Origin of the sequence: Sphingomonas sp. PP-CE-3A-406 (genome assembly GCF_003688625.1) — a bacterium.
GTDB lineage: Bacteria > Pseudomonadota > Alphaproteobacteria > Sphingomonadales > Sphingomonadaceae > Sphingomonas.
The window spans coordinates 50,756-75,569 of record NZ_RCWY01000003.1; the positions used below are offsets into that span (position 1 = coordinate 50,756).

Consider the following 24,814-nt stretch of genomic DNA (forward strand, 5'->3'; position numbering starts at 1 on the left):
GCAACAAAAAAAGGGCGGCCCCGCAGGACCGCCCTTTTCTGTTCCAAACCGCGCCGTGGCAAAGCCACGTCGTCGGACGTCGCTTGAGCGACGCCGGCCGGTCGACGAATTTTCTCGGCTTAACGCGAGTAAAATTCGACGACCAGATTCGGCTCCATCTTCACCGGGTAAGGCACCTCATCGAGCGTCGGGACACGCGTGAAGGTAACCTTGGCCGCGCCGTCGGTGGCGACGTAGTCGGGGATCTCGCGCTCGGCGAGGCTCTGGGCTTCCATGACCAGCGCCATTTCCTGCGCCTTCGAACCCAGCGTGATCTCGTCGCCGACGAAGCAGCGACGCGAGGCGATGTTGCACTTCACGCCGTTGACGCGGATGTGGCCGTGCGAGACGATCTGGCGTGCCGCGAAGATCGTCGGTGCGAACTTGGCGCGGTAGACGATCATGTCGAGACGCTGCTCGAGCAGGCCGATCAGGTTCTGCGAGGTATCGCCCTTCAGACGCGCAGCCTCGTGGTAGCACGCACGGAACTGCTTCTCGGTCACGTCGCCGTAATAGCCCTTGAGCTTCTGCTTGGCGCGCAGCTGGATACCGAAATCGCTGACCTTGCCCTTGCGGCGCTGGCCGTGCTGGCCCGGGCCGTATTCGCGCTTGTTGACGGGCGACTTGGGACGGCCCCAGATGTTCTCGCCCATACGGCGATCGAGCTTGTACTTCGCGCTTTGACGCTTCGACATAAGTAAGTCCTTGGCAGCTTGTGACGAACCCGCGCCATCGCTGGAGCGGATCATTCCCGGTATCGCCTGCTGGCCGTGGACGAGATCCATGGGGCAGGGCATCCGCTTCACCGGGGTGCGGAGCCTGTCGCGAAGCGCGGGCCTATGTCCGAAACGCGCGGCCCGGTCAAGTCGGCAAGCCCGTCAGCTGCCGCGTCCACTCAGGCTGGGTAGTCCCGGATTGGTGGTCTGATCACGGAAATTGTCGCGACCACCCGACTCCGTTCTGCCTATCGCCGCCCATTCCGCGCGTGTGGCAGACCGAGTGACCCATGATGCTGCCGGTCGTCGTCTCGTTGCGACAGATCTTCTTGTCGGGATCGGCGACCGGTTTTGCCACGATAGCCGCAGGGACAGCCTGCATCGCCAAGGCAGCGATCATCGAAATCAGGATCATAGCGGACCTCGAACGTCATGAGTGGAGTAGCGACGAGAGCGTGACCCGCGCGTCCGGGTTTCGCAACCGGAATGATGCACCGGTCGGCACGTCGACGATGCGCTACGCTGGACAGCGTCGCCGACCGGGGTATTGACGCGTCATGCCCAATTCCCTTCCTCCTGGTTTCACCCTGGCCGGCCCAGCCTGCACGACCATGACCGAGGTTCGCGCAGGCGTTGACGCGCTCGACCGCGAACTGGTCGCGCTGCTCGCCAAGCGGTTCGCGTACATGGACGCCGCCGCGCGGATCAAGCCTGCGCGGGGCCATGTGCGCGACGAGGCGCGGAAGACGCAGGTGATCGACAACGCGCGGGCGGAGGCGGCGAAGCTGGGCGTTCCGGACGCGGCGATTGCGGACCTGTGGGAGAGGCTGGTCGAAGCCTCGATCGCGTATGAATTGGCGGCGTTCGACCGCCGCTAACCCCACTACCGTTCGTGCTGAGCGAAGTCGAAGCACCCTCGCTTGGAGCACACCCTTCGACTTCGCTCAGGGCGAACGGAAGGCGGAGAACGGAAGAAGCGGCCCGATCGGAAAATCAGGGCCGCGGCTTCTTTCCCGCCAGCGACGACAGCACCCCGCGGAGAGTCCGGATTTCCTGGCTCGACCAGCCCGGCTTGGTCAGTAGCGTCCGCAGCGTTCGCCGTGTCGACTGCATCTTGTCGGGCAGGTGGAAGAACCCCGCCCCCATCAGCATCGCATCGAGCTGCCCGATCATCCCGTCGAGCTCCTCCTGCGGTGCGGGCGGCATGATCGGGTTGATCGACGGCTGCGACAGCTCGCGCTCGGCGGTGAGGCCCTTCGACCATTCGTAAGCCACCAGGATCACCGCCTGGGCGAGGTTGAGCGAGCCGAACTCCGGATTAATCGGCACCGTGATGATCGTCCGCGCGACCGCGACGTCGTCGGTTTCGAGGCCGGAGCGCTCGGGCCCGAACAGGATGGCGGAGCGGCCGGGCGCGGCGTGGATCTCGGTCGCAGCCTGTTCGGGGGTCACGACCGGCTTGGTGACGCCGCGCTTGCGCACCGTGGTGGCGTAGATCTGCGCGCAATTGGCGGTGGCGGCGGCAACGCTGTCGTAGACCTTCGCGTTCTGGAGCACGATGTCGGCACCGCTGGCGGCCGGGCCGGCGGAGGGGTTGGGCCAGCCGTCTCTGGGGGACACGAGACGCATTTCGGTTAGGCCGAAGTTCAGCATGGCGCGCGCGGCCTTGCCGATGTTTTCGCCGAGTTGGGGGCGGACGAGGATTATGACGGGGGGTGGGGTTTCTTCCGCCAAGGTGCTTCGACTTCGCTCAGCACGAACGGAAGGGGGAGATGGTGGCCCCTTCCCCTCTTCCGATCGGTCGTAGGTCTCACCACCCGAGATGACGTGCTTCCCCTCTTCCGAAGAGATGCCCTCCCCCCCTTCCGTTCGCCCTGAGCGAAGTCGAAGGGCACGTTCCCGCGGGGGGATCGCCGCGTCGTGCAGATCCGCCCAATCCTCACGCGCGAGCGCTTCCTTCTTGCGCCGCGACCAGCCCTTGACCTGAAACTCCGCGGCGAGCGCTTCCTGCCGGCTGCCGAAATCCTGGCACCACATGAGCGTCACCGGCCGGCGCGTCTGGGTGTATCCCGATATCTCGCCGAGGTTGTGCTGGCCGATCCTGCGCTCCAGGTTATCGGTGTGTCCGGTGTAATAACTGTCGTCGGCGCAGCGCACCACATAAGCCCAGAATGTCATCGGGGCGGCTTACGCGGGGGCGTGGCGTTCGGACAAGTCCTTCGACTTTGCTCAGGACGAACGGGGGGGGAGGGGGACTTACCATCGGGGGCGGACATCATCCCTACCCGCCCCCTACCCGTTCGTCCTGAGCGAAGTCGAAGGGCAGGTAAGCGAGCGCATCACTCGGCCCGCCCAACCTCCTCAACACTCCCGGCAAAAGCCTCGAAGTCCTTAGCCTCGCTAAAGTCCCGATACACACTCGCAAACCGGATATACGCCACGGAATCGAGCCCCTTGAGCCCGTCCATCACCATCTCGCCGATCCGCTTCGACGTCACGTCGTTCTCGCCCAGCGTCTCTAGCCGCCGCTGGATCCCGCTCACCAGCTTCTCGATCCGCCCCGCCTCGATCGCCCGCTTCCTGGTCGCGATCGACAACGACCGTAGCAGCTTCTCGCGGTCGAACGGCTCTCTCCGCCCCTCGCTCTTCAGCACGAACAGCTCGCGCAGCTGGATGCGCTCGAACGTCGTGAAACGCGCGGCGCAGCCTTCGCATTGTCGCCGACGCCGGATCGCCGCCCCGTCTTCGGTGGGGCGGCTGTCCTTTACCTGGCTGTCTTCATGTCCGCAGAAGGGGCAGCGCATTCAGACCTTCTTCTTGCCCTTGTAATAGGCGTAGCCCGCGCCCGCGAGTGCGCCGAAGATCGGGCCGATCACCGGCACCGGGATCGCGACGACCGCACCGAGCGCGCTCCACTTGGCCATGCTCTTGCCGAGACCCGGCGTCGCCTTGATGTCGTTCTGAAGGTCGTCAATCTTCGACATGCTCTTATCCTTGATAGATCGGGAAACGCGCGCACAGGGCCCGCACACGGGTCCGAACGTCCGCCTCGACTGCGGGGTCCCCATGCTCGCCCTTTTTCGCGAGGCCGTCCAGCACGTCGGCGACCATGTTGCCGATCTCGCGGAATTCGGCAGGCCCGAAGCCGCGCGTCGTGCCCGCGGGCGAGCCGACGCGGATGCCGCTGGTCTTGACCGGCGGCAGCGGATCATTGGGAATGCCGTTCTTGTTGCAGGTGATGCCGGCGCGCTCGAGCGCCTCGTCCGCATCGCGGCCGGTGATGCCGAGCGGCGTGAGGTCGATCAGCGCGAGATGCGTGTCGGTGCCGCCCGAGACGACGTCCGAGCCGCGCGCCTTGAGCGTCGCCGCAAGCACCTTGGCGTTCTCGACGACCGCGGCGATGTAGCTCTTGAAGTCGGGCTGCAACGCCTCGCCGAACGCGACCGCCTTCGCCGCGATCACGTGCATCAGAGGCCCGCCCTGGAGGCCGGGGAACACCGCCGAGTTGAACTTCTTCGCCAGCGCCTCGTCATTGGTCATGATCATGCCGCCGCGCGGGCCCCGCAGCGTCTTGTGCGTGGTGGTCGTGACGACATGCGCATGGCCAAACGGCGTCGGGTGCAGGCCGGCAGCGACGATCCCGGCGAAATGCGCCATGTCGACCATGAAATACGCGCCGACCTTGTCCGCGATCGCGCGGAAGCGGGCGAAGTCGATCGTCCGCGGATACGCCGAGCCGCCCGCGATGATCAGTTTGGGCTGATGCTCGACCGCCAGCGCCTCGACCTGGTCGTAGTCGATCAGATGCGTGGTCGCGTCGACACCGTATTGAATGGCGTTGAACCACTTGCCCGACATCGCCGGCTTCGCGCCATGCGTCAGGTGACCCCCCGCATCGAGGCTCATGCCGAGGATCGTGTCGCCGGGCTTGACCAGCGCCAGCATCACCGCACCGTTCGCCTGCGCGCCCGAATGCGGCTGAACGTTGACGAACCCGCAGCCGAAGATCTGCTTGGCACGCTCGATCGCCAGCGTCTCGACGACGTCGGACGGCGCGCAGCCCTGGTAATAGCGCTTGCCCGGATAGCCCTCGGCATATTTGTTCGTAAACACCGAGCCCTGCGCCTCGAGCACCGCCTTCGAGACGATGTTCTCGGACGCGATCAGTTCGATCTGCGTCTGCTCGCGCTCCAGTTCGGCGGCCACGCCCGCGAATACGGCGGCGTCGGCAGCGGCCAGACCGCGCGTGAAAAAGCCGTCGGGCTGGACGTCGTGGAGGTCGCGAACGGTTTCGGGCTGAGTGCTCATGCGGGGACCTTTAACTTGTCGACACGGAGTTGATGACGGCCGCCGGCGAAATCGGCGGAGAGGAAGGCTTCGACGCAGGCCTTGGCCATTTCCTCGCCGATCAGGCGGGCGCCCATCGCGATGGCGTTGGCGTCGTTGTGGATGCGCGCGAGGCTCGCCGACAGCGGTTCGGAGACGAGCGCGCAGCGGCAGGCGGGGTTGCGATTGGCGGCGATCGAGATGCCGATCCCGGAGCCGCACAGCGCGATGCCCCGGTCCGCGGCACCATCGGCGATCGCCGACGCGAGCTTAAACCCATAATCGGGATAATCGACGCTCGCGGTGCCCTCGGGGCCCAGATCGAGCACGTCGTGACCCGCCTCGCGCAGCCACGTGGCAAGCACCGCTTTCAACGAAACGGCGGCATGATCGGACGCGATGGCGATGCGCACCTGGCGTAATCCTGTGACGGGGGATCGGGTGCCCAGCCCCTTACCCACCCGAGCCGGAATTTGCCATACCTGTTCGCGGGTCGTGAGGGACGACGGCATCCCATTTCACCCCGTCATCCTGACGAAAGTCAGGACCCAGGGTTACAAAGCGCCGTTCTGCGTTACTTTGGGTGCTGACTTTCGTCAGGATGACGGAGCGCAATGCTGGCTCGCTCGCCCGCGCCATAGGATACGTCCATGAAAGCCCTCACCCTCCTAACCGCCGCCGCGCTGACCGCCTGCTCAGGCCCTGCCCCCGATACCAGCAGCGACGGCAACATGACCTCCGCCGGATCGGTCGAGCGCAAGGTCGCTGCCCCCAAGCCCAAAGCGCCCGACTACACCGGCCGCTGGATCGGCGTCGAAGGCATGGTTCTCGACGTCGCCCCCACCGCCACCCCCGGTCACTATGCACTGACGATGCAGTGGGACCTCGATAACAAGGGCAAGTTCGACGGTACCGTGACCGGCAACACGATATCGTTCGATCGCAAAGGCATCCGAGAAACCCTGCGCCCGACCAACGGCGACGCGACCGGGCTCAAATATCTGTTCGGCAAAACCGACTGCCTCACCGTGAAGCCCGGCGAAGGCTATTGCCGCGACGGACTTAGCCGCTAGGTTCCCGCACGTGACTATCGCACATGCCACCGCCGCCCAGGCGAACGCCGACGCCGCCCGCGCGCACCTTTCCGAAGTGCTCCTGCGGACCGGGCAAGAGGACCGCGATGCGTTTCGCGAGCTCTATTCGCTGACCAGCGCGAAGCTTTTCGGCATCACCCATCGTATCTGCGGCAACGCCCAAGCCGCGGAGGATGTGCTGCACGAGGTCTATCTCACGATCTGGAAACGCGCCGGTGCCTGGGAACCCGGTCGCGCGAGCCCGATAACCTGGTTGGCGACGATCGCGCGCAACCGCGCCATCGACTGGCAGCGCGCGCAGGGCGTCCGCCGCACGAGCCCGCTCGACGACGCACCCGACATCGCCGATCCCAGCGAGGGCGCAGAGGCAGGGATGCTGGCGAGCGAATCGTCGCGCGAACTGATCGAGTGCCTCGACGGTCTCGAACCGCAGCAGCGCGATGCGATCCGCACCGCGTTCTTCGACGGCATTACCTACGCCGAACTCGCGATCAAACGCGCCGTGCCGCTGGGCACGATGAAGAGCTGGGTCCGCCGCGGTCTCGCCCGCCTGAAGGATTGCCTCGATGGTTGATCCGACCACCGACACCAGCGTGCCCGAGGACGTTGCCGCCGCCGAACTCGCACTCGGCCTTCTCGAAGGCGAGGAGCGCGGGGCAGCCCTGCGCCGCGTGCTCGCCGAGCCCGGTTTTGCCGCGCAAGTCGAATGGTGGCGGTCGCGCCTGGCGGTCCTGTTCGACCTCTGGCCCGAACGCGCCGCGCCGCCACATCTCGCAGCCCGGATCGAAGCAAGCCTCGATGGAACCCCGGCCCCCGCGCAAACGAGCCGCTTCGCTTGGCCGGCGCTCGCCGCCGTCACCAGCGCGATCGCCGCATCGCTTTTGCTGTTCGTCATGGTCCGCCCAGAGCCGACCGTGCCCGTCTCGCAACCGATCCCCGTCGCGCGCCCGACCAGCGTGCTTGTGGCGATGCTCGGCGATGCGAAGTCGCCCGTCGCCGCAGTCTACGATCCCGCAAACGGCGCGCTCCGCGTCGCCGCAGGTCCCGGCGTTCCGAACGCGCGCGTCGCGCAGCTCTGGGTGATCGGCGGCGACGGCGTGCCGCATTCGCTCGGCCTGCTTTCGGGCCGTCCGACCTCGCTCGCGCCCAAGGGCGTCGATCGCGGTCGCATAACCCCCGGCGCGACGCTCGCGATCTCGGTCGAGCCGCTCGGCGGCTCGCCGACCGGCCTGCCAACCGGCCCGGTCGTCGCCACCGGCGTGGTTGCGCGCGTCTGATGCCCCAGCGACTCGCCGCGACCGGCGGCATCCCGCCGATCGCGCGCCTGCTCGGGCTGAGCGGCCTCCTCCCGCAACTCGCGGCGGTCGCGCTGCTGCTGAGCGGCGATCCGCAAAGCCGGTTCTCCGCGCTGGCGATCGCCTACGCCTATGCCGCGATCATCCTGAGCTTCCTCGGAGGCCTTTGGTGGGGCCTCGCCGCGCGCACCGACTCGCCGCCGCGTTGGCTCTGGTTCGCGAGCGTCGCGCCATCGCTGATCGCACTGACCACCGCTTGGCCCTGGATGGTCGGCCTGCGCTGGCCCGGCCCGTCACTCGTCGTGCTCGGCATCAGCCTTATCGCCGCACTGCTCGTCGACCGCGCACTGGTCCGTGCCGGCATCGCCCCGCCCGGCTGGATGGCATTACGCGTGCCTCTGTCGCTCGGCCTGGGCGTCCTGACGATGCTCGCCGCCGCACTTTAAGGCCACACCGCACGACTCGCGGGCTAGCTCGATTCATGGTACGAATCGGTCATGAATACATCCGCCGCGAGTCTCCGCACCGATCGGCAGGAAAAGGCGCGTTTCACCGCCGCCGAGTTCCTGCGCATGGGTGAGTCCGGCGCGTTCGACGATATGAAAGTCGAACTGGTCGAAGGGGAACTCGTCCGGATGAACCCGCCCCAGTTTGCGCACGCCTCGCGTCAGGCCAAGATCGCCATTCGCCTGTCTCGTATATTTGCTGAGTCGAGAATCGTTGGCGAGGCCGGCGTCGATCTGGGTAACGATACGGTGCTTGGTTGCGACGTCGCCGTTCTACGCACGTCGGTCGAAGAAAACCGCCTATTGCTCGGCGCCGACTTCCTGCTCGTCGTCGAAGTCGCGGAAACGTCGGTCGCGCGCGATACCACGATGAAGCGCTTCGCCTATGCGCGCGGCGGCATTCCGCACTACTGGGTGGTCGATGGCATTCGGCGCGTCGTCCATGTCTACGCCAACCCTTTGGAAGGCGATTACACGCGATTCCATTCGGTAGGTTTTGGCGAAGTCCTAGACGTGCCCGGCACTGACGGCGCGATCACGATCGACTGACCAGCCCTGCCCCGCAGTGAGCGGGGCCAGCCTCAAGCCGCCTTGCGTAGGTCCAGCCGGCTCCAGATCTCTACCAGCGCATCGGTCAGTTCGCGCATCATCGCCTCGGTATGCGCAGGCCCCGGCGTAAACCGCAGCCGCTCCGTGCCGCGCGGCACGGTCGGATAGTTGATCGGCTGCACGTACACGCCGTATTCGGCGAGCAGCACGTCGCTGATCTTCTTCGCCTTGACCGGATCGCCGACCATCAGCGGCACGATATGCGTATCGCCGATCATCACCGGCAGCCCGGCGTCCTTGAGCATCGCCTTCAGCATCGCGGCAGACGCCTGCTGCCCCTCGCGCTCGACGCTCGAGCTTTTTAGATGCCGCACGCTCGCGAGCACGCCGGCAACCAGCACCGGCGACAGCGACGTCGTGAAGATGAACCCAGGCGCATACGATCGGATCACGTCGACGATCGTGCGATCGGCGGCGATATAGCCCCCCATCACACCGAACGCCTTGCCCAGCGTCCCCTCCAGGATCGTGATCCGGTGCGCGACCTCGTCCCGCTCCGAAATGCCGCCGCCGCGCGCGCCGTACATCCCGACCGCATGGACTTCGTCGCAATAGGTCAGCGCGTTATACCGGTCGGCGAGGTCGCACACCGCGGAGATCGGCGCGATGTCGCCCTCCATCGAATACACGCTCTCGAACGCGATCAGCTTTGGCACCGCAGGATCTTCGGCCGCAAGGAGCTCTTCGAGGTGCGCGAGGTCGTTGTGGCGGAACACGCGCTTTTCACAGCCTGAATTACGGATGCCCGCGATCATCGACGCGTGGTTCAGTTCGTCGGAAAAGATGATGCAGCCCGGCAGCACCTTGGCCAACGTCGCCAGCGTCGCCTCGTTCGAGACGTAGCCGCTGGTGAACAGCAGCGCCGCTTCCTTGCCGTGCAGGTCAGCGAGTTCGCCTTCGAGGTCGACATGGTAATGCGTGTTGCCGCCGATGTTGCGCGTGCCGCCCGAGCCCGCACCGACGTCGTGCAACGCCTCTTCCATCGCCGCGATCACCTTCGGGTGCTGACCCATCGCGAGATAATCGTTCGAGCACCAGACGGTGATCGGCTTCGGCCCATTATGCCCGGCGAAACAGCGCGCGTTCGGAAACGCGCCCTTGTTGCGGAGAATGTCGATGAACACGCGGTAGCGCCCTTCGGCATGCAACCGGTCGATCGCCTGCGTGAACACGCGCGAATAATCGACTCGCGGACCACTGATGCCGTCCGTTGCCGTTTTGCCGTCGATAATCATGGCCTTGGGCACTACGCCTCACTTTCACTCAGTTCCAGCGTAATACCGCTCTTACGGTGATCGCTTTCCTCATCCTGGGCGCACATTGCCACGATGCGCGACCGAAGCAAGGTGCCACATTGTCCCAGGTTAACGCTTAAAGCTGCTCGATCCGCGCAAATCCCCGCGCCGCCAACGCCGAAGACAGCGCCCGTTCGTCGCCGCCGAGCCGGGTGAATACCGCCGTTCCCTCTCCCGCTCCGCGCCAGTGCTGCCCCTGCATCAGGTGAACGATCCGCCGCGCGATCCCGGGGCCGCCATCGACGAACCGCACACCGGGCGCCGCCGCGGCCAACTCCGCCTCGACCAGCGGGAAATGCGTGCAGGCGTTGACGATCACGTCGATCCGCTCGCCGCCGGGTTGCGAAAACAACCCGTCCAGCACTGCTGCATAGCGCTCCGGTGCGACCGGCCGGCCGTGCAGCTTTGCCTCCGCCATCTCGACCAACGCCGCCGATCCATAACGCAACACCGTGCAATCGCCCGCGAACTTGGCCGCCAGATCGTCGACATACGCCTGCCGCACGGTCGCCTCGGTCCCCAGCACGCCGATCGTCCGCGTCCCCGAAAGCAGCGCGGCCGGCTTGATCGCCGGCACCGTCCCGACCACCGGCAGGTCGAGCGCCGCGCGCACCACCGGCAGCGCGATCGTCGAGGCGGTGTTGCACGCGATCACGATCAGCCGCGGCCGATATCGTTCCGCCAGCCGCCCCAGCAACACCGGCACCCGCGCCGCAATCTCCGCCTCGCTCTTGGTCCCGTACGGGAACCCGGCCGAGTCGGCGGCATAGACGAACGGCGCATCGGGCAACGCCGCACGCGCCGGGCCGACGATCGACAGCCCGCCGACGCCGGAATCGAAGAACAGGATGGGGCGCGTGTCCATGCGCCGTCTTTAGGACGGAACGGCGTGCGCAAACCAGAGCAACATATCCCCCCTCCCTGGAAGGGAGGGGTCGGGGGTGGGTCGGTTTCCGCAATCTCCAGACCGTGGTGGCTCAATTGGGCCTACCCACCCCCAGCCCCTCCCTTCCGGGGAGGGGAGCGCGTCGCGCTTGTCGCCGGCGGTTACTCCAACCTCGCCCATTTGCCGTCCGCCCCGCGTCGTTTATAAGCCCCTCCAGAACGGGGGACATAGTTGCAGACGGAAATTCTCTGGGTCGCGCCCACGCTATCGCTCGTGCTGAGCTATCTGCTCGGCTCGATCCCGTTCGGCGTCATCCTTACGCGGCTCGGCGGCGCGGGTGATCTGCGGACGATCGGCTCGGGCAATATCGGCGCGACCAACGTCCTGCGCACCGGGCGTAAGGGGTTAGCCGCCGCCACGCTGCTGCTCGACATGGCCAAGGGCGCGGTCGCGGTGCTGCTGGTCGCACACCTGTTCCCCGGCAACGCCCTGCTCGCGGCTGCCGGAGCGTTCATCGGCCATTGCTACCCCGTATGGCTGAAGTTCAAGGGCGGCAAGGGCGTCGCCACGCTGATGGGAATCGTCGTCGCGCTGCACTGGCCGCTCGGGCTGGTCTACGCGGTCGTCTGGCTGGGACTGCTCGCAGGCCTGCGGATCTCCTCGGTCGCCGGCATGGCCGCAGCGCTCAGCGCGCCATTCGCGGCGGCGTTGTTCGGCCGCTTCGACCTCGTCCTGCTGCTGCTCGCGCTCGCACTGATCGTGCTGTGGAAGCACCGCGAGAACATCGAACGGCTGTTCTCCGGCACCGAACCGCGCATCGGGTCCAGCCGGCAAAAGAGTGACTGACCCGACGGTTTCAAGACTTCGGCTCATCCGCACGACCGGGATCGGACCGGTCACCTATCGCCAGCTCATCGCCCGCTTCGGCAGCGCCGACGCCGCGATCGAAGCACTCCCGATGCTCGCCCAGCGCGGTGGCGGACGCGCACCGAAAATCGCAGACGCCGCGCTCGCCGAACGCGAAATGGCCGCCACCGCCAAGCTCGGCGCCCGCTACCTCTTCCTCGACGACCCGGACTATCCCCGCCTGCTCGCCGAGATCGAGACGGCCCCGCCCGCATTGATCGTCCGCGGGGACATCGCCCACGCCAGCCGCCCCTGCATCGCTATGGTCGGCGCGCGCAACGCCTCCGCCGCCGCCTGCCGCTTCGCCCGCCAGCTCGCGCTGCAACTCGCAGAGGAAGGCACCACCGTCGTCTCCGGCCTCGCCCGCGGGATCGACACCGCCGCGCATATCGGCGCGCTCGGCAGCGGTTCCAGCGGTGCCACGATCGGCGTGATCGCCAGCGGCATCGACATCGCCTACCCGCCCGACAACTCCGCCCTGCAAGAGCGCATCGCCACCGAAGGCCTGCTGCTCGCCGAACAGCCCCCCGGCACCGAGCCCAAGGCGCGCAACTTCCCCTCCCGCAACCGCATCATCGCCGGCCTCGCGATCGGCACCGTGGTGGTCGAGGCCGTCCCCAAGTCCGGCTCGCTGATCACCGCACGGCTAGCGAACGAATCCGGCCGCGAAGTCATGGCCGTCCCCGGCAGCCCGCTCGATCCCCGCGCGCAAGGCTGCAACCTGCTCATCCGCGAAGGCGCCACGCTCGTCCAATCCGCCGCCGACATCCTCGAACAGATCCGCCCGTTCGACCCGCGATCCGTCCGCTCGCCGATCGACGCCTACGCCGTCTCGCCCCCGGAAGACGCGACCGACACCGAGCGCCGCAGGATCACCGACCTGCTCGGCCCCGTACCGGTGACGATCGACGAACTCATCCGCCAGTCGCACCTGAGCCCGGCGGTCGTCCAAACCGTGCTGCTCGAACTCGAACTCGGCGGCCATCTGGAACGTCATGCGGGCGGCCGAGCCAGCCTGCGCTGATCGTCCTGGTTTCAGGACGCCGCCAAGGCCACGCTACCCTCAGCCTCCGATTTCGCCATCCAGGCCGCAGCCCAGTCCTTTGCCTCATGCGTCTTCGCGATAGCCGTAAGCAGCAGGTCCAGTTCGTGCTGGTGCGAGGCGATCAGGTTGAGGACATGCGGCTCCGGATCCGACTGGCGAAGGATGACGATGTTTTTGGCAAGGAACGAACACTTCCATTTCGCTATCGCAAGGTCATGTCGGGTCACGCTCTATCCTCCCGGTCCAGTGCGAAACATTGGCTCGCGCCTTCCAGCAACGATCCATCATGATTACGCCGAACTGCAAGTCCTTGCCGAAACGAGGTATTTGGTTGCGGTAGCCAGGAAGCTAGACGAAAATTGTGCGCGCGACCAGATATAGCGGCCGGTGAAAGGGATGACTGAGGACCGTCAATTGTAACGATCTCTGCGCCTGATCTGGTCGGGCGCAACGAAAGGGATTGGTCTACTGTCATCATACCGACACGGATATTGTGCCAGCAGCGCCGGCATAATCCGGGAAATACCCCGCCCCCAGGAACCCCTCTCGAAAAGCAGCGCCTGCGTCCTCATCTGCGTATCTCGCTCATACCCACCCCGGGTTGACGGCACCGCCCCTTCGTCCCCACCCTCGTACGCGTACACGTAAGGACCCCGGTTTCCCCATGCAGCTTGTCATCGTCGAATCGCCTGCCAAGGCCAAAACCATCGAGAAGTATCTGGGCAGCGATTACCGCGTCCTGGCCAGCTACGGCCATGTCCGCGATCTGCCGCCCAAGGACGGCTCGGTCGATCCGGACGATGCGTTCGCGATGACGTGGGAGAATTACGCGGACAAGTCGAAGCAGCTGAAAGCGATCACCGATCTCGCCAAGCTCGCCGACCGCCTGATCCTCGCGACCGATCCGGATCGCGAGGGCGAGGCGATCTCGTGGCACGTTCGTGAGGTCCTGCGCGCGCGGAAGGCGTTACCCAAGGAGGTCGAGCGCGTCACCTTCAACGCGATCACCAAGGCCACCGTCACCGAGGCGATGAAGAACCCGCGCGAGCTCGACGACGACCTGATCGACGCGTACCGCGCTCGTCGTGCGCTCGACTACCTGGTCGGCTTCACGCTCTCGCCGGTACTGTGGCGCAAGCTGCCCGGCGCCAAATCCGCCGGCCGCGTCCAGTCGGTGTCGCTCCGCCTGATCGTCCAGCGCGAGCGCGAGATCGACGTCTTCAAGCCGCAGGAATACTGGTCGGTGACGGCCGAGATGGAGCATGACGGCACCGCGTTCACCTCGCGGCTGACGCAGTTCGAGGGCAACAAGCTCGACCGCCTCTCGATCGGCAACGAAGGCGATGCCCTGCGCGCCAAGCAGGCAGTGCTCGACGGCAATTTCTCGGTCCAGTCGGTCGAGACCAAACCCGCCGGTCGCAACCCGCCGCCGCCGTTCACGACGTCGACGCTGCAGCAGGAAGCATCGCGCAAACTCGGTTTCTCGGCTGATCACACGATGCGGATCGCGCAAGGGCTCTACGAGGACGGCGCGATCACCTACATGCGTACCGACGGCGTGCAGATGGATTCGAGCGCGATAAGTGCCGCGCGCTTGGCCGTCGCGAACCGCTTCGACGCGAGCTATGTCCCGGACAAGCCGCGGCAATATCAGTCGAAGGCGAAGAACGCACAGGAAGCGCATGAAGCGATCCGCCCGACCGACTTCGGCAAGGACAAGGCCGGCGGCGGCGACCACGCGCGCCTCTACGACCTGATCTTCAAGCGCGCGCTGGCGAGTCAGATGGCCTCGGCCCGCATGGAGCGCACGACGGTCGAGATGGCCGACGGCACCGGCCGCAACATCCTCCGCGCCACCGGCCAGGTCGTGCTCTTCCCCGGCTATCTCGCCTTGTACGAGGAAGGGTCGGATGATTCGGCCGATGAGGACGCCCGCCGCCTGCCGCGGATGCGCGAAGGTGATGCGCCCGCCAAGAAAAAGGTCGACGCCGAGCAGCACTTCACCCAGCCGCCGCCGCGCTTCTCCGAAGCCTCGCTGGTCAAGCGCATGGAGGAGCTCGGCATCGGCCGCCCGTCCACCTACGCGTCGATCATCAAGACGCTGAAGGATCGCGCGTACGTCCGGATCGAGAAGAACCGCTTCTTCGCCGAGGAGAGCGGGCGCCTGGTGACGGCGTTCCTCGAACGCTTCTTCGAGAAATACGTCGGCTACGACTACACCGCCGAGCTGGAAGAGGAACTCGACGACGTCTCCGGCGGCCGCGCGCAGTGGCAGTCTGTGCTCGACGCGTTCTGGCGTGATTTCAAGCCGCGTACCAACGAGGTGATGGAGCAGCAGCCCTCGGCGATCACCGCGGAACTCGACACCTTCCTCGCGCCGTACCTGTTCCCGGCAAAGGCTGACGGCGGCGATCCGCGTCTCTGCCCGAACTGCGGCGAAGGCCAGCTGGCGCTGCGTGGCGGCAAGTTCGGCGCGTTCATCGCCTGCTCGAACTACCCCGAGTGCAAATACACGCGCCGCTTCGCGCAGCCCGGCGGCGACGCCGAGGCGGATGCCGGCCCGTCGACGCTCGGCACGCATCCCGACACCGGCCAGCCGATCGAGCGCAAGTCGGGTCGGTTCGGCCCGTATCTACAGATCGGCGAAGGCGAAGACCGCAAGATGGCGTCGATCCCGAAGGACATCGGCGAGCTGAACCTGGAGTGGGCGGTCAAGCTGCTGTCGCTTCCGCGGACGGTGGGCAACCACCCCGAGACCGGCGAACCGATCATCTCGACGATCGGCAAGTTCGGGCCGTATCTGAAACACGCGGGCAAATACGCCCGGCTCCAGACAACGGCGGACGTGTTCGAGACCGGCATGAACGCAGCGGTCGTAAAGCTTGCGGAGGCCGCAGCCGGCGGCGGACGCACCGCGCGCGGGGCTCAGGCCCCGCTCAAGATCCTCGGCAACCATCCGCGCACCGAAGCGGAGATCAAGCTGATGGAGGGGCGCTACGGTGCGTACGTCACCGATGGCACGACCAACGCGACGCTGCCCAAGTCGATCGAAAAGGACCAGCTGACGCTTGAGGAAGCGGCGTCGCTGATCGACGCGCGGGCTGCCGCGGCCCCGGCCACGAAGAAGAAGAAAGCGCCTGCCAAGAAGCCGGCGGCGAAGAAGGCACCGGCCAAGGATGCGGCCGAGGCGAAAGCTCCAGCCAAGAAGGCCCCGGCTAAAAAGGCTCCCGCCAAGAAAGCCGCCCCGAAGAAGAAAGCAGAGGCCTAATCCTCCCCTGCAAGGGGAGGGGGACCATCCAAAGGATGGTGGAGGGGGGCTTCCCCAAGCGTACCGCTAGGTAAAGGGCCCCCACGAACGCTACGTTCGCGGCAATCCCCCTCCACCTTTCGCCAAGCGGCGAACGGTCCCCCTCCCCGTTCCGGGGAGGATTAAGCAGCCCGGCGTTGCGTCAACTGCATCCAATCCCGCGCCGCACGCTGCGCCACCGAGATCTCCCGCGCGGTCATGTCCTCGGCGATTTCCGCGCGGCATTCCTGCGCGGCGATGTTCCCCGACACCGCCGCCAGGTTGAACCACTTGTGTGCCTCGATCAGGTCGAGGACGACACCCGACGTCCCCGTCGAATACACCATCCCGAGTTCATAGCACGCCCGGTCGTCGCCGCGCGCGGCATCCGCCAGACGGCGTTCGATTCCGATATTCGCGTTCTTGAAACTGCTGCCCATGGTCTTGCCCCCAATGTTCGTGAGGACAGAGTGCCGTGATTCGGGCTACGAAATGGTTAATGGGTTAACGCCCATTTTTTACAACGCGTCTGGCGCCTCGATCGCGATGTTATCGATCAACCGCGTCGCACCCATCCGCGCCGCCGCCAGCAACCGCCGTGGACGCTCCGCCGCAGGGTTCTCCGCGAGCGTCTCGGCATCCGCCAGCGCGACGTAATCGATCGTGAACCCCGCCCCGACCAAAGTCGTCCGCGCATCGTCGAGCACCGAGTCGACGTCCTCGCCCTTCGCGATCGCCCGCGCCGCCACACCCAGTGCACGCGGCAGGGCCACCGCCTGCTTGCGCTGCTCGTCGTCGAGATAGATGTTGCGCGACGACATCGCCAAACCGTCGTCGTCGCGCTGCGTCGGCACCCCGATGATATCGATCGCGAAGTCGAGATCCGCCACGAACCGCCGGACGACGGCGAGCTGCTGGTAATCCTTCTCCCCGAAATAGGCCGCATCGGGCCCGACCTGGTTGAACAGCTTCGACACGACCGTCGCGACGCCGTCGAAATGACCGGGCCGCGAGGCGCCATCGAACCCGTCGCTGACGCCGGACACGCGCACCGACGTCGCGAACCCGTCGGGATACATGGTCTCGACCGACGGCAGCCAGAGCAGATCGCACCCGGCTTCGTTGAGCATCCGGATATCGGCCATCTCGCGCCGCGGATAGCGGGACAGATCCTCGTTGGGCCCGAACTGCGTCGGGTTGACGAAGATCGACGCGACGACCTTGGTCCCCGGCCGCTTCGCCGCCTCGATCAGCGCAACATGGCCGGCGTGGAGCGCGCCCATCGTCGGGACGAGCGCGACGCGCTGCCCCGCCGCACGGAAGGCGGCGACGCTTTCGCGCAACGCATTAAGGTCCCGGACGGTGTCCACGTGAAACTCCTACTCGATAAGTGCGGTCGCGGCTTCTATGAAGGGTGACTGTTACGATCAATAAGGAAACGCGCGTTGGCCACGGGCCCCGACTCACCCCAAGCTTCGACGCATGTCATCGTGTTCGCCAACGAGAAGGGCGGCACGGGCAAGTCGACGACCGCGGTGCACGTCGCGATCGCGCTCGCCGCCAAGGGTGCGCGCGTCGCGTGTCTCGATCTGGACCACCGCCAGCGCACCGTCGGCCGCTATCTCGACAACCGCGCCGAGACGATGAAGCGCAACGGCTCGGTGCTGCCGATGCCGCGCCACGCGACGCTGTCCGACCAGAGCGAAGACCAGTTCGAGGACCTCTGGCACTCGCTCTGCGAAGGCTCGGACTTCCTCGTCGTCGACACGCCGGGCCGCGACGATCCGTTCGCGCGTACCGCGGCGGCGCTGGCGAACACGCTGGTCACGCCGATGAACGACAGCTTCGTCGACTTCGACCTGATCGGACAGGTCGATCCCGAAACGTATCAGGTAACCCGCCCGAGCTTCTATTCCGAACTGATCTGGGACGCACGGAAACAGCGCGCGCGGGCAGACGGAACGACGATCGACTGGGTCGTGCTGCGCAACCGCCTCCAGCATATCGAGGCGCGCAACATGCGCCGCGTGTCGGACGCACTCGCGCAATTGGCGAAGCGCGTCGGCTTCCGGATTATCCCCGGCCTCGGCGAGCGTGTGATCTACCGCGAGATGTTCCCCGCCGGCCTGACGATGATCGACTCGAAGGCGTTCGGCAGCATGGGCCTCGGCCATGTCGCGGCTCGCCAGGAACTGCGCGAGATGATGGCGGCGTTGCAGCTGCCTGAAGCTGTCGAGCAAGCGCCGGGCGTTGCTGCGTGAAGTGGATCGTCGCCGCGGTCTTCATCTGGCTGGCATGGCATTACCTCCGCCCGAAGCCAAAACAGCGTGTGGTGACGGATGAAGCCGAAGCGCGCTCGATCCTCGGCATCGACAGCAGCGCGAACGCCGACGCGATCCGCAGCGCGCACCGCCGCCTGATCGCCTCGGTCCACCCCGACCGCGGCGGCTCGACCGACCTGACCCGCCGAGTGAATGCGGCGCGCGACCTCCTCCTGAAGCGCGCGCGCTAAACCGTTCTCCCGCGAACGCAGGAGCCCAGGGTTGCGAACGCTATCGCTCTTGACTCCTGGGTCCCGCTTTCGCGGGGGAACAGCAGCTCAAAAATCGAAACGACACTAGCGAGAGGCCATGACCCACCAGTTCGACCCGACCTCGCTCCGCGAATACGACATCCGCGGGATTGTCGGAAAAGCGCTCGGCCCCGCCGACGCCGTCGCGATCGGCCGAGGATTCGCCACCCGCATCCGCACCGCCGGCGGCACCCGCGTCGCCGTCGGCTATGACGGCCGCAACTCCTCCCCCGAACTCGAAGCCGCGCTCGTCTCCGGCCTCGTCGCAGGCGGCGTCGACGTCGTCCGCATCGGCCTCAGTACCTCGCCAATGCTGTATTACGCGGAGGCCACGCTAGAAGTGGATGGCGGCATCCAGATAACCGGCAGCCATAATCCCCCCGAGTATAACGGCTTCAAGATGGTGCACGCGCACGCGCCATTTTTCGGCGACGACATCCAGGATTTGGCGGCGCTCGCGGCGACCGGCGCTTGGAGCGAAGGCGAGGGCGAAGTCACTACGGCGGACGTGCTCGACGCGTATGTCGACCGGCTGATGGCGGGATACGAGGGCGGCGCGTACCGGATCGGCTGGGACACGGGCAACGGCGCCGCGGGCCCTGCCGTCGAGAAGCTCGTGCAGCGCCTGCCGGGTGAGCATCATGTGATCTTCGCCGACGTCGACGGCAATTTTCCCAACCATCATCCCGATCCTACCGAAGAGGCGAACCTCGCCGATCTGAAACGCTTGGTCGCGGAGAAGAAGCTCGATTTCGGACTGGCCTTCGACGGCGACGGCGACCGGATCGGCGCGGTCGATGGGTTAGGCCGGGTGATCTGGGGCGACCAAATTCTCTCCATTCTGGTCGAACCTGCGCTGCGCGAACACCCCGGCGCGCCGATCGTCGCCGACGTGAAGTCGAGCCAAGCCCTGTTCGACCGAATCGCGGAACTGGGTGGCGAGCCGATCATGGCGCCCACCGGCCACAGCCTGATGAAGACCGCGATGACGCGCTCCGGCGCGCCTTTGGGGGGCGAACTCAGCGGTCATCTGTTCTTCGCGGGCGAGTATTACGGATTCGACGACGCACAATACGCGGCGGTGCGACTAATCCGCGCAGTGCATCTTTCGGGTCACTCGCTCACCGAACTGCGCGACGCGATGCCGGCACTGATGGCGACGCCCGACCTGCGCTTTCCGGTAGAGGACGCGCGGAAATTCGCGGTGGTCGACGCGGTGATCGCGCGGTTGAAGTCGGAGGACGCGGAGCTGGACCTCACCGATGGTGCGCGGGTCACGACCGCAGGAGGCTGGTGGCTCCTCCGCGCGTCGAACACACAGGCGATGCTGACGGTGCGCGCCGAGGCGAAGGATCAGGCGGCGCTCGATGCGCTGCTGACCGAGGTCGACACGCACCTCGCGGCAAGTGATGTGATCCGCACCCCATCGGCGCAGTAGAACGCTACCCCGACGAAGGCCGGGGCCCAATTGGGAAACGTAGATTGGCGAACGCCGTCCCCTGTTAAGACGACCTATCCAATTGGGCCCCGGCCTTCGCCGGGGTGGTGCTGGTTGAGCGGTGCGCGCAAAGTTGAACGTCCAGCGGGCGCCGGATGGCAAGCAGCAAAACCCTACCCTAACCGTTCCCCCGCGAAGGCGGGGGTCCAGGAATCACGAATGCCGGCGCCTGGAACCCTGGACTCCCGCCTTCGCGGGAGAACGGGAGGGCGATTGACACGCCATTCCCCTCGATTACCGTTCCAACCACCACCCCAAGGAGTCCCCAAGTGGAGCGCCCAGTCGACGAATTCCGCTCCAGCACGCGCCGCTGGTTGCTCGGCAGCTTTGCCGGTTGGGGCACCCTCCTCACCTGCCTGATCGGTGTCGGCTTCGTCATCATCGGCGTCCGCTGGCTCAAGAACCGCAGCGCCAGCTACGAGATCACCGACCAGCGCCTCATCATCAAGCGCGGCATCCTGTTCAAGACGATCGACGAGATCGAGCTCTACCGGATCAAGGACGTCCGCCTCGGCTACTCCCTCCTCAACCAGATGACCGACATCGGTACGATCATCCTCACCTCGAGCGATCGTACGACCAGCGGCGGCGAGTTCACGCTCCGCGACATCCCGATGGCACGCGACCGTCGCGAAGGCCTGCGCAAGCTCGTCGACCGCGCCCGCCAGCGCCGTGGCGTCCGCGAACTCGACGTGGATGACGCATACGCGCTGGATTAAGCGCGCTTTTGTCCCCACATGGCGAGCATGGCGCCCCCCTACCCCAAGCCCGCATATTCCAAGCCTAGGCCGCAACCCCAGATGATCCGGGTCGTCGACCTCGAGACCACCGGCTCGGCTCCGCCCGCCCACGGCGTGTGCGAGATCGGCTGGCAGGACGTCGCGCTCGGCGAGGACGGGCGCTGGGAGATTTACGGCGAAGGCGGCAGCCTGCTCGTCAATCCCGGCCGACTGATCCCGCCCGTGACTCAAGCGATCCACCACATCCTCGACGAGCATGTCGCCGACGCGCCGTATTGGCATGATTGTGCGCGCCAGGTGCTCGACCCGTGGCCGCGCCGGCTCGCGCTCGCCGCGCACCGCGCCGATTTCGAGCAGAAATTCTGCACCCCCGCGCTCACCCGCGACGCCGAGTGGATTTGCACGTGGAAATGCGCGCTGCGGCTCTGGCCCGACTCGCCGAGCTTCTCGAACCAGGTACTGCGCTATTGGCGCAAGCCGCACGGCATGGAGCACGAACGCGGCCTGCCCGCGCACCGCGCGTTCCCCGACGCCTACGTCACCGCGTTCCACCTGCGGGACATGCTCAACGAGGCGAGCTTCGCGCAGCTCGTCGAGTGGTCGCGCGACCCCGGCCTGATCCCGCGCGTCCGCTACGGCCCCGATCGCGGCAAGGAATGGTCCGAGCTCGATCACGAGACGCTGATGGCGTTCATGACCGACCGCGATCCCGATATCCGCTTCACCGCCAACCATGAGATGGACCGGCGCAGCGGCGGCGGTCGCGTCGGCAAGGCCAGCGCGCAGGACCTGCTGCTCTAGATCAATATGCTTGCGCCTGCGGACGCGTCAGTATCGCTGGCGTAACGACCTCCGCCCGCCTACACCCCAGCCCCTATGGTCCGCGTACGCTTGAAATTACCGTCGTCGGAGGGGCGGGTCGCACGGTGGCTGGTCGCGTTCATGACGCTCGGCTTCATCGCGCTGGCCGCCGCGGCGATCGCGATCGGCTGGATCACCGTCCGCAACCACACCTATACCGCCGAGATCCTCCACACGCAGGATGTCCGCCAGGCGGTCGCCACACTCCAGATCCAGATGGAGCAGTCCGAGACCGCGCGGCGCGGCTACATCCTCGCCGGCAAACCGCTGTTCGCGACCGCCTACGCGCGAACCGCAGGCAACCTGGTCCCGTCGATCCGCAAGCTGCGCCATTTGACCCGCGACAACCCCAACCAGATCGCGCGCCTCGCGCTGATCGAGCCGCGCTTCGTCCAGTTGCGCGCGCTCCGGACGCAATCGATCACGTTGGTCGCCGCGGGTCGGATCGCCGAGGCGCAGCGCAGGTTCGCGGTCGATGCCAGCGTGCCGTTGATGCGCGGCATCCGCTACCGCCTCCAGGCGATGGCCGCCGACGAAGTCCGCCTGCTCGCGATCCGCACCGAGCGCCAGCAACGCACCAGCGCGCTGTTCCTCTCGGTCGCCGGCCTCGCCGCGGCGCTGCTGCTGATCGTCGCGATCCTCGCGGTCCTGCTGATCCGCCGCTACACCGCCGACCTCGCCGCCTCGCGCGACAGCCTGCGCACCCTCAACGAGACGCTGGAAGAGCAGGTCACGGAACGCACCGCCGACCTGAGCCGCGCGAACGAGGAGATCCAGCGGTTCGCCTATATCGTCAGCCACGATCTGCGCTCGCCCTTGGTCAACGTGATGGGCTTCACCGCCGAACTCGCGACGGCCGCCGGGCCGCTTGCCGAGCTGGTCGATCGCGCCGAGGCCGAAGCGCCGCACATCCTGACGGAAGACGCGCGGTTGGCGGCGCGCGAGGACCTGCCCGAGGCGATCGGCTTCATCCGTACCTCGACGCAGAAGATGGACCGGCTGATCAACGCCATCCTCAAGCTCGCGCGCGAAGGCCGCCGGACGATCGCGCCCGAGCATATCGACCCCGCGCAGCTGGTCGACACGATCGTCGGCGCAATGCAGCACATCGTCGACGATCGCGGTGCCGTGGTGCGCGTCGAGCGGCCGATGCCGGCCATCGTCACCGATCGCCTCGCGCTCGAACAGATCCTGTCGAACCTGATCGAGAACGCGACCAAATATCTGAAGCCCGGCCGCCCCGGCGAAATCACGGTCAAGGGCCATACCGAACGCGGCCGCGTCATCCTGTCGGTGGTCGACAACGGCCGCGGCATCGATCCGCGCGATCACCAGCGCGTGTTCGACCTGTTCCGCAGGTCGGGCGCGCAGGACCAGCCGGGCGAAGGCATCGGACTCGCGCATGTCCGCGCACTTGCCTATCGTCTGGGCGGTACGATCGACGTGCAGTCGACGCTCGGCGACGGCGCGACCTTCCGGCTCAACCTGCCGACCCACATGACTATCCAGGACGCAGCATGAACGATCACAAGACCGTCGGCATCGTGATGATTGAGGATGACGAGGGTCATGCCCGCCTCATCGAGAAGAACATCCGCCGCGCCGGAATCCTGAACGATATCCGCCACTTCACCGACGGCACCACCGCGCTCGACTTCCTGTTCAACGCTGCCGATGGGCCCGCGAAAAGCGGCCCGGCGATGATCCTGCTCGATCTCAACCTGCCCGACATGAGCGGCACCGACATCCTCGCCCGGATCAAGGCGGAGGGCAGCCCGCTGCGCCGCACGCCGGTCGTCGTGCTCACCACCACCGACGACAGGGTCGAGATCGAGCGCTGCTACGACCTCGGCTGCAACGTCTACATCACCAAGCCGGTCAACTATGAGAGCTTCGCGCAGGCGATCCGCCAGCTCGGGCTGTTCCTGTCGGTGATCCAGGTCCCCGAAGCCGAGTGAGCGAAACGCGCGTCCTCTACATCGACGACGACGCCGGGATCCGGCGGCTGGCGGCGCGTGCGCTGGAGCGTCGTGGCTACCGGATGACCGTCGCTGAAACCGGGGCGGAAGGCGTCGTGAAGGCCGCTGCCCAGCGCTTCGACCTGATCGCGGTCGACCATTACATGCCCGGGATGGACGGCCTCGAAACCCTCGACGCGCTCCGCCGCCTGCCCGATCCGCCCCCCGTGGTGTACGTCACCGGCTCCGAAGAGGGCCGCATCGCGGTCGCCGCGCTGAAGGCCGGTGCCGCCGATTACGTCGTGAAGACGGTCGGCGACGATTTCTTCGACCTGCTCGCCGCGTCGTTCGAGCAGGTCCGCGCCCGCGCCCTGCTCGAACAGGAAAAGGCGTCCGCCGAAGCCGATCTCCGCGCCAGCAACGCACGGCTCGAGGCGTTGCTGGGCGAGGTGAACCACCGCGTCGCCAACTCGCTGCAACTCGTCTCGGCGATGGTCCGCCTCCAGGCGACTGCGCTGACCGACCCTTCCGCGCGTGAGGCGCTGGAGGATACGCAGCGCCGCATCCAGGCGATCGCGCAGGTCCACCGCCGGCTTTACACGAGCAACGACGTCGAGAGCGTAGACATGCAGGAATATCTCGGCGCGCTGGTCGACGAACTCGCCGAGACCTGGTCGACCGAGGCGCTCCCCCGCGCCTTGAGCCTTGCCGCCGAGCCGATCCGCCTGCCCACCGACCGCGCGGTGTCGCTCGGCGTGATCGTCACCGAACTCGTAACCAACGCGTGCAAATACGCCTACCCCAACAGCGGTGGCGAAGTCCGCGTCGCGCTGCGCCGGATCGACGACGACGTCTTCCTGCTCGCGGTCGAGGACGATGGCTGCGGCATCCCCGAGGACGCGACGCCGCGCGGCACCGGGCTCGGCACGAAGCTGATCCGCGCGATGGCGCAGAGCCTGCAGTCGATCGTCGAATACGACCCGACCCACACCGGCGTCCGCGCCACCCTCCGCGCGGCGGTGCGGTAAAGAGTTTTCACGCCGGCCCGCCCATCTTCCGTTCGTGCTGAGTAGCGACCGAGTAGCTTCGCAGAAGCGTATCGAGGGCGCGTATCGAAGCACAGGTTCCGAGCGCCAACCCTATCCTTCGATACGCAGCTTCGACAGGCTCAGCCGCTACTCA

The 24,814-nt window shown here is 66.5% G+C and carries 29 protein-coding genes; 17 read left to right on the forward strand and 12 right to left on the reverse strand.

Features of this window, described 5'->3' with window-relative positions; translation table 11 throughout:
* Nucleotides 1-119: 119 nt before the first annotated feature.
* Nucleotides 120-734, reverse strand: a complete 615-nt coding sequence (gene rpsD, locus C8J44_RS12135) for a 30S ribosomal protein S4 (RefSeq protein WP_056053294.1) — start codon at nt 732-734, stop codon at nt 120-122.
* 232 nt (nt 735-966) lie between these two features.
* A complete protein-coding gene (locus C8J44_RS12140) occupies nt 967-1,170 on the reverse strand; it encodes a hypothetical protein (protein WP_121904768.1) in 204 nt (67 codons plus the stop codon).
* A 196-nt stretch (nt 1,171-1,366) separates the two neighbouring features.
* On the opposite strand from C8J44_RS12140, the gene C8J44_RS12145 reads away from it, so the two are divergent.
* On the forward strand, nt 1,367-1,633 hold the full coding sequence (locus tag C8J44_RS12145) for a chorismate mutase (RefSeq protein WP_404969210.1): 267 nt from the start codon (nt 1,367-1,369) through the stop codon (nt 1,631-1,633).
* Between the two features lie 115 nt (nt 1,634-1,748).
* Here the strand turns inward: C8J44_RS12145 and C8J44_RS12150 are convergent, their stop codons facing one another.
* From C8J44_RS12150 to rpiB, 5 genes are all read right to left on the reverse strand, one after another.
* Entirely contained in the window at nt 1,749-2,933 is a 1,185-nt protein-coding gene (locus C8J44_RS12150) for a TrmH family RNA methyltransferase (protein ID WP_121904770.1), read from the reverse strand.
* Between the two features lie 161 nt (nt 2,934-3,094).
* On the reverse strand, nt 3,095-3,559 hold the full coding sequence (gene nrdR, locus C8J44_RS12155) for a transcriptional regulator NrdR (protein WP_056487307.1): 465 nt from the start codon (nt 3,557-3,559) through the stop codon (nt 3,095-3,097).
* A complete protein-coding gene (locus tag C8J44_RS12160) occupies nt 3,560-3,739 on the reverse strand; it encodes a hypothetical protein (protein ID WP_107964462.1) in 180 nt (59 codons plus the stop codon).
* A 4-nt stretch (nt 3,740-3,743) separates the two neighbouring features.
* Nucleotides 3,744-5,063, reverse strand: a complete 1,320-nt coding sequence (glyA, locus tag C8J44_RS12165; protein WP_121904771.1) for a serine hydroxymethyltransferase — start codon at nt 5,061-5,063, stop codon at nt 3,744-3,746.
* Entirely contained in the window at nt 5,060-5,494 is a 435-nt protein-coding gene (gene rpiB, locus C8J44_RS12170) for a ribose 5-phosphate isomerase B (protein WP_121904772.1), read from the reverse strand. Before rpiB ends, glyA begins: the two co-directional genes overlap by 4 nt.
* A 237-nt stretch (nt 5,495-5,731) precedes the next feature.
* Between rpiB and C8J44_RS12175 the strand changes: the two genes are divergently transcribed.
* From C8J44_RS12175 to C8J44_RS12195, 5 genes are read left to right on the forward strand one after another with little or no spacing between them, the layout of a single operon-like run.
* Nucleotides 5,732-6,154, forward strand: a complete 423-nt coding sequence (locus tag C8J44_RS12175; protein WP_147453195.1) for a hypothetical protein — start codon at nt 5,732-5,734, stop codon at nt 6,152-6,154.
* A gap of 10 nt (nt 6,155-6,164) precedes the next feature.
* Nucleotides 6,165-6,749: a sigma-70 family RNA polymerase sigma factor gene (locus tag C8J44_RS12180; RefSeq protein WP_121904774.1), complete on the forward strand. Its 585-nt coding sequence runs from the start codon at nt 6,165-6,167 to the stop codon at nt 6,747-6,749.
* Nucleotides 6,742-7,452 carry an anti-sigma factor domain-containing protein gene (locus tag C8J44_RS12185; RefSeq protein WP_121904775.1) on the forward strand — a complete coding sequence of 237 codons (711 nt, stop codon included), beginning with the start codon at nt 6,742-6,744 and terminating at the stop codon, nt 7,450-7,452. The genes C8J44_RS12180 and C8J44_RS12185 overlap by 8 nt, the downstream gene beginning before the upstream one ends.
* Nucleotides 7,452-7,916, forward strand: coding sequence for a DUF3429 domain-containing protein (locus C8J44_RS12190; protein WP_121904776.1), 465 nt, complete (start codon nt 7,452-7,454; stop codon nt 7,914-7,916). The genes C8J44_RS12185 and C8J44_RS12190 overlap by 1 nt, the downstream gene beginning before the upstream one ends.
* A 51-nt stretch (nt 7,917-7,967) precedes the next feature.
* A complete protein-coding gene (locus tag C8J44_RS12195) occupies nt 7,968-8,525 on the forward strand; it encodes a Uma2 family endonuclease (protein ID WP_121904777.1) in 558 nt (185 codons plus the stop codon).
* Between the two features lie 32 nt (nt 8,526-8,557).
* On the opposite strand, the gene hemA is transcribed toward C8J44_RS12195, so the two are convergent.
* Together hemA and murI are read right to left on the reverse strand one after the other, a co-directional pair.
* The gene (hemA, locus tag C8J44_RS12200; protein WP_121905431.1) at nt 8,558-9,820 is read right to left on the reverse strand and encodes a 5-aminolevulinate synthase; all 1,263 of its coding nucleotides are present in this window, start codon (nt 9,818-9,820) and stop codon (nt 8,558-8,560) included.
* A 136-nt stretch (nt 9,821-9,956) separates the two neighbouring features.
* Entirely contained in the window at nt 9,957-10,745 is a 789-nt protein-coding gene (gene murI / locus C8J44_RS12205; protein ID WP_121904778.1) for a glutamate racemase, read from the reverse strand.
* A 252-nt stretch (nt 10,746-10,997) separates the two neighbouring features.
* Between murI and plsY the strand changes: the two genes are divergently transcribed.
* Together plsY and dprA are read left to right on the forward strand one after the other, a co-directional pair.
* Complete coding sequence (gene plsY / locus C8J44_RS12210) at nt 10,998-11,612, forward strand: glycerol-3-phosphate 1-O-acyltransferase PlsY (RefSeq protein ID WP_121904779.1); 615 nt, start codon at nt 10,998-11,000, stop codon at nt 11,610-11,612.
* Complete coding sequence (gene dprA / locus C8J44_RS12215; protein WP_121904780.1) at nt 11,605-12,696, forward strand: DNA-processing protein DprA; 1,092 nt, start codon at nt 11,605-11,607, stop codon at nt 12,694-12,696. The genes plsY and dprA overlap by 8 nt, the downstream gene beginning before the upstream one ends.
* 11 nt (nt 12,697-12,707) lie before the next feature.
* Here dprA and C8J44_RS12220 read toward each other — a convergent pair whose 3' ends face one another.
* Entirely contained in the window at nt 12,708-12,944 is a 237-nt protein-coding gene (locus C8J44_RS12220) for a hypothetical protein (RefSeq protein ID WP_121904781.1), read from the reverse strand.
* A 437-nt stretch (nt 12,945-13,381) separates the two neighbouring features.
* On the opposite strand from C8J44_RS12220, the gene topA reads away from it, so the two are divergent.
* Nucleotides 13,382-15,985: a type I DNA topoisomerase gene (gene topA / locus C8J44_RS12225; RefSeq protein ID WP_121904782.1), complete on the forward strand. Its 2,604-nt coding sequence runs from the start codon at nt 13,382-13,384 to the stop codon at nt 15,983-15,985.
* Nucleotides 15,986-16,146: 161 nt separating this feature from the next.
* On the opposite strand, the gene C8J44_RS12235 is transcribed toward topA, so the two are convergent.
* The gene (locus C8J44_RS12235) at nt 16,147-16,443 is read right to left on the reverse strand and encodes a sel1 repeat family protein (RefSeq protein ID WP_056053341.1); all 297 of its coding nucleotides are present in this window, start codon (nt 16,441-16,443) and stop codon (nt 16,147-16,149) included.
* A 78-nt stretch (nt 16,444-16,521) separates the two neighbouring features.
* Nucleotides 16,522-17,373 carry a pantoate--beta-alanine ligase gene (panC, locus tag C8J44_RS12240; RefSeq protein WP_121904784.1) on the reverse strand — a complete coding sequence of 284 codons (852 nt, stop codon included), beginning with the start codon at nt 17,371-17,373 and terminating at the stop codon, nt 16,522-16,524.
* Nucleotides 17,374-17,448: 75 nt separating this feature from the next.
* Here panC and C8J44_RS12245 point away from each other — a divergent pair, with 75 nt between their 5' ends.
* From C8J44_RS12245 to C8J44_RS12280, 8 genes are all read left to right on the forward strand, one after another.
* Entirely contained in the window at nt 17,449-18,264 is an 816-nt protein-coding gene (locus tag C8J44_RS12245) for a division plane positioning ATPase MipZ (protein WP_121904785.1), read from the forward strand.
* Complete coding sequence (locus C8J44_RS12250; protein ID WP_121904786.1) at nt 18,261-18,515, forward strand: DnaJ domain-containing protein; 255 nt, start codon at nt 18,261-18,263, stop codon at nt 18,513-18,515. Before C8J44_RS12245 ends, C8J44_RS12250 begins: the two co-directional genes overlap by 4 nt.
* A gap of 118 nt (nt 18,516-18,633) precedes the next feature.
* Complete coding sequence (gene pgmG / locus C8J44_RS12255; RefSeq protein WP_121904787.1) at nt 18,634-20,013, forward strand: phosphoglucomutase/phosphomannomutase PgmG; 1,380 nt, start codon at nt 18,634-18,636, stop codon at nt 20,011-20,013.
* Between the two features lie 329 nt (nt 20,014-20,342).
* A complete protein-coding gene (locus tag C8J44_RS12260) occupies nt 20,343-20,792 on the forward strand; it encodes a PH domain-containing protein (protein WP_121904788.1) in 450 nt (149 codons plus the stop codon).
* A gap of 81 nt (nt 20,793-20,873) precedes the next feature.
* Nucleotides 20,874-21,614 (forward strand): exonuclease domain-containing protein, encoded by a 741-nt coding sequence (locus tag C8J44_RS12265; RefSeq protein WP_231420605.1) that lies wholly within the window; start codon nt 20,874-20,876, stop codon nt 21,612-21,614.
* A gap of 75 nt (nt 21,615-21,689) precedes the next feature.
* The gene (locus C8J44_RS12270) at nt 21,690-23,195 is read left to right on the forward strand and encodes an ATP-binding protein (RefSeq protein ID WP_121904789.1); all 1,506 of its coding nucleotides are present in this window, start codon (nt 21,690-21,692) and stop codon (nt 23,193-23,195) included.
* Nucleotides 23,192-23,632, forward strand: coding sequence for a response regulator (locus C8J44_RS12275; RefSeq protein ID WP_121886336.1), 441 nt, complete (start codon nt 23,192-23,194; stop codon nt 23,630-23,632). Before C8J44_RS12270 ends, C8J44_RS12275 begins: the two co-directional genes overlap by 4 nt.
* Nucleotides 23,629-24,660 (forward strand): sensor histidine kinase, encoded by a 1,032-nt coding sequence (locus tag C8J44_RS12280; RefSeq protein WP_121904790.1) that lies wholly within the window; start codon nt 23,629-23,631, stop codon nt 24,658-24,660. Before C8J44_RS12275 ends, C8J44_RS12280 begins: the two co-directional genes overlap by 4 nt.
* Nucleotides 24,661-24,814 lie beyond the last annotated feature (154 nt).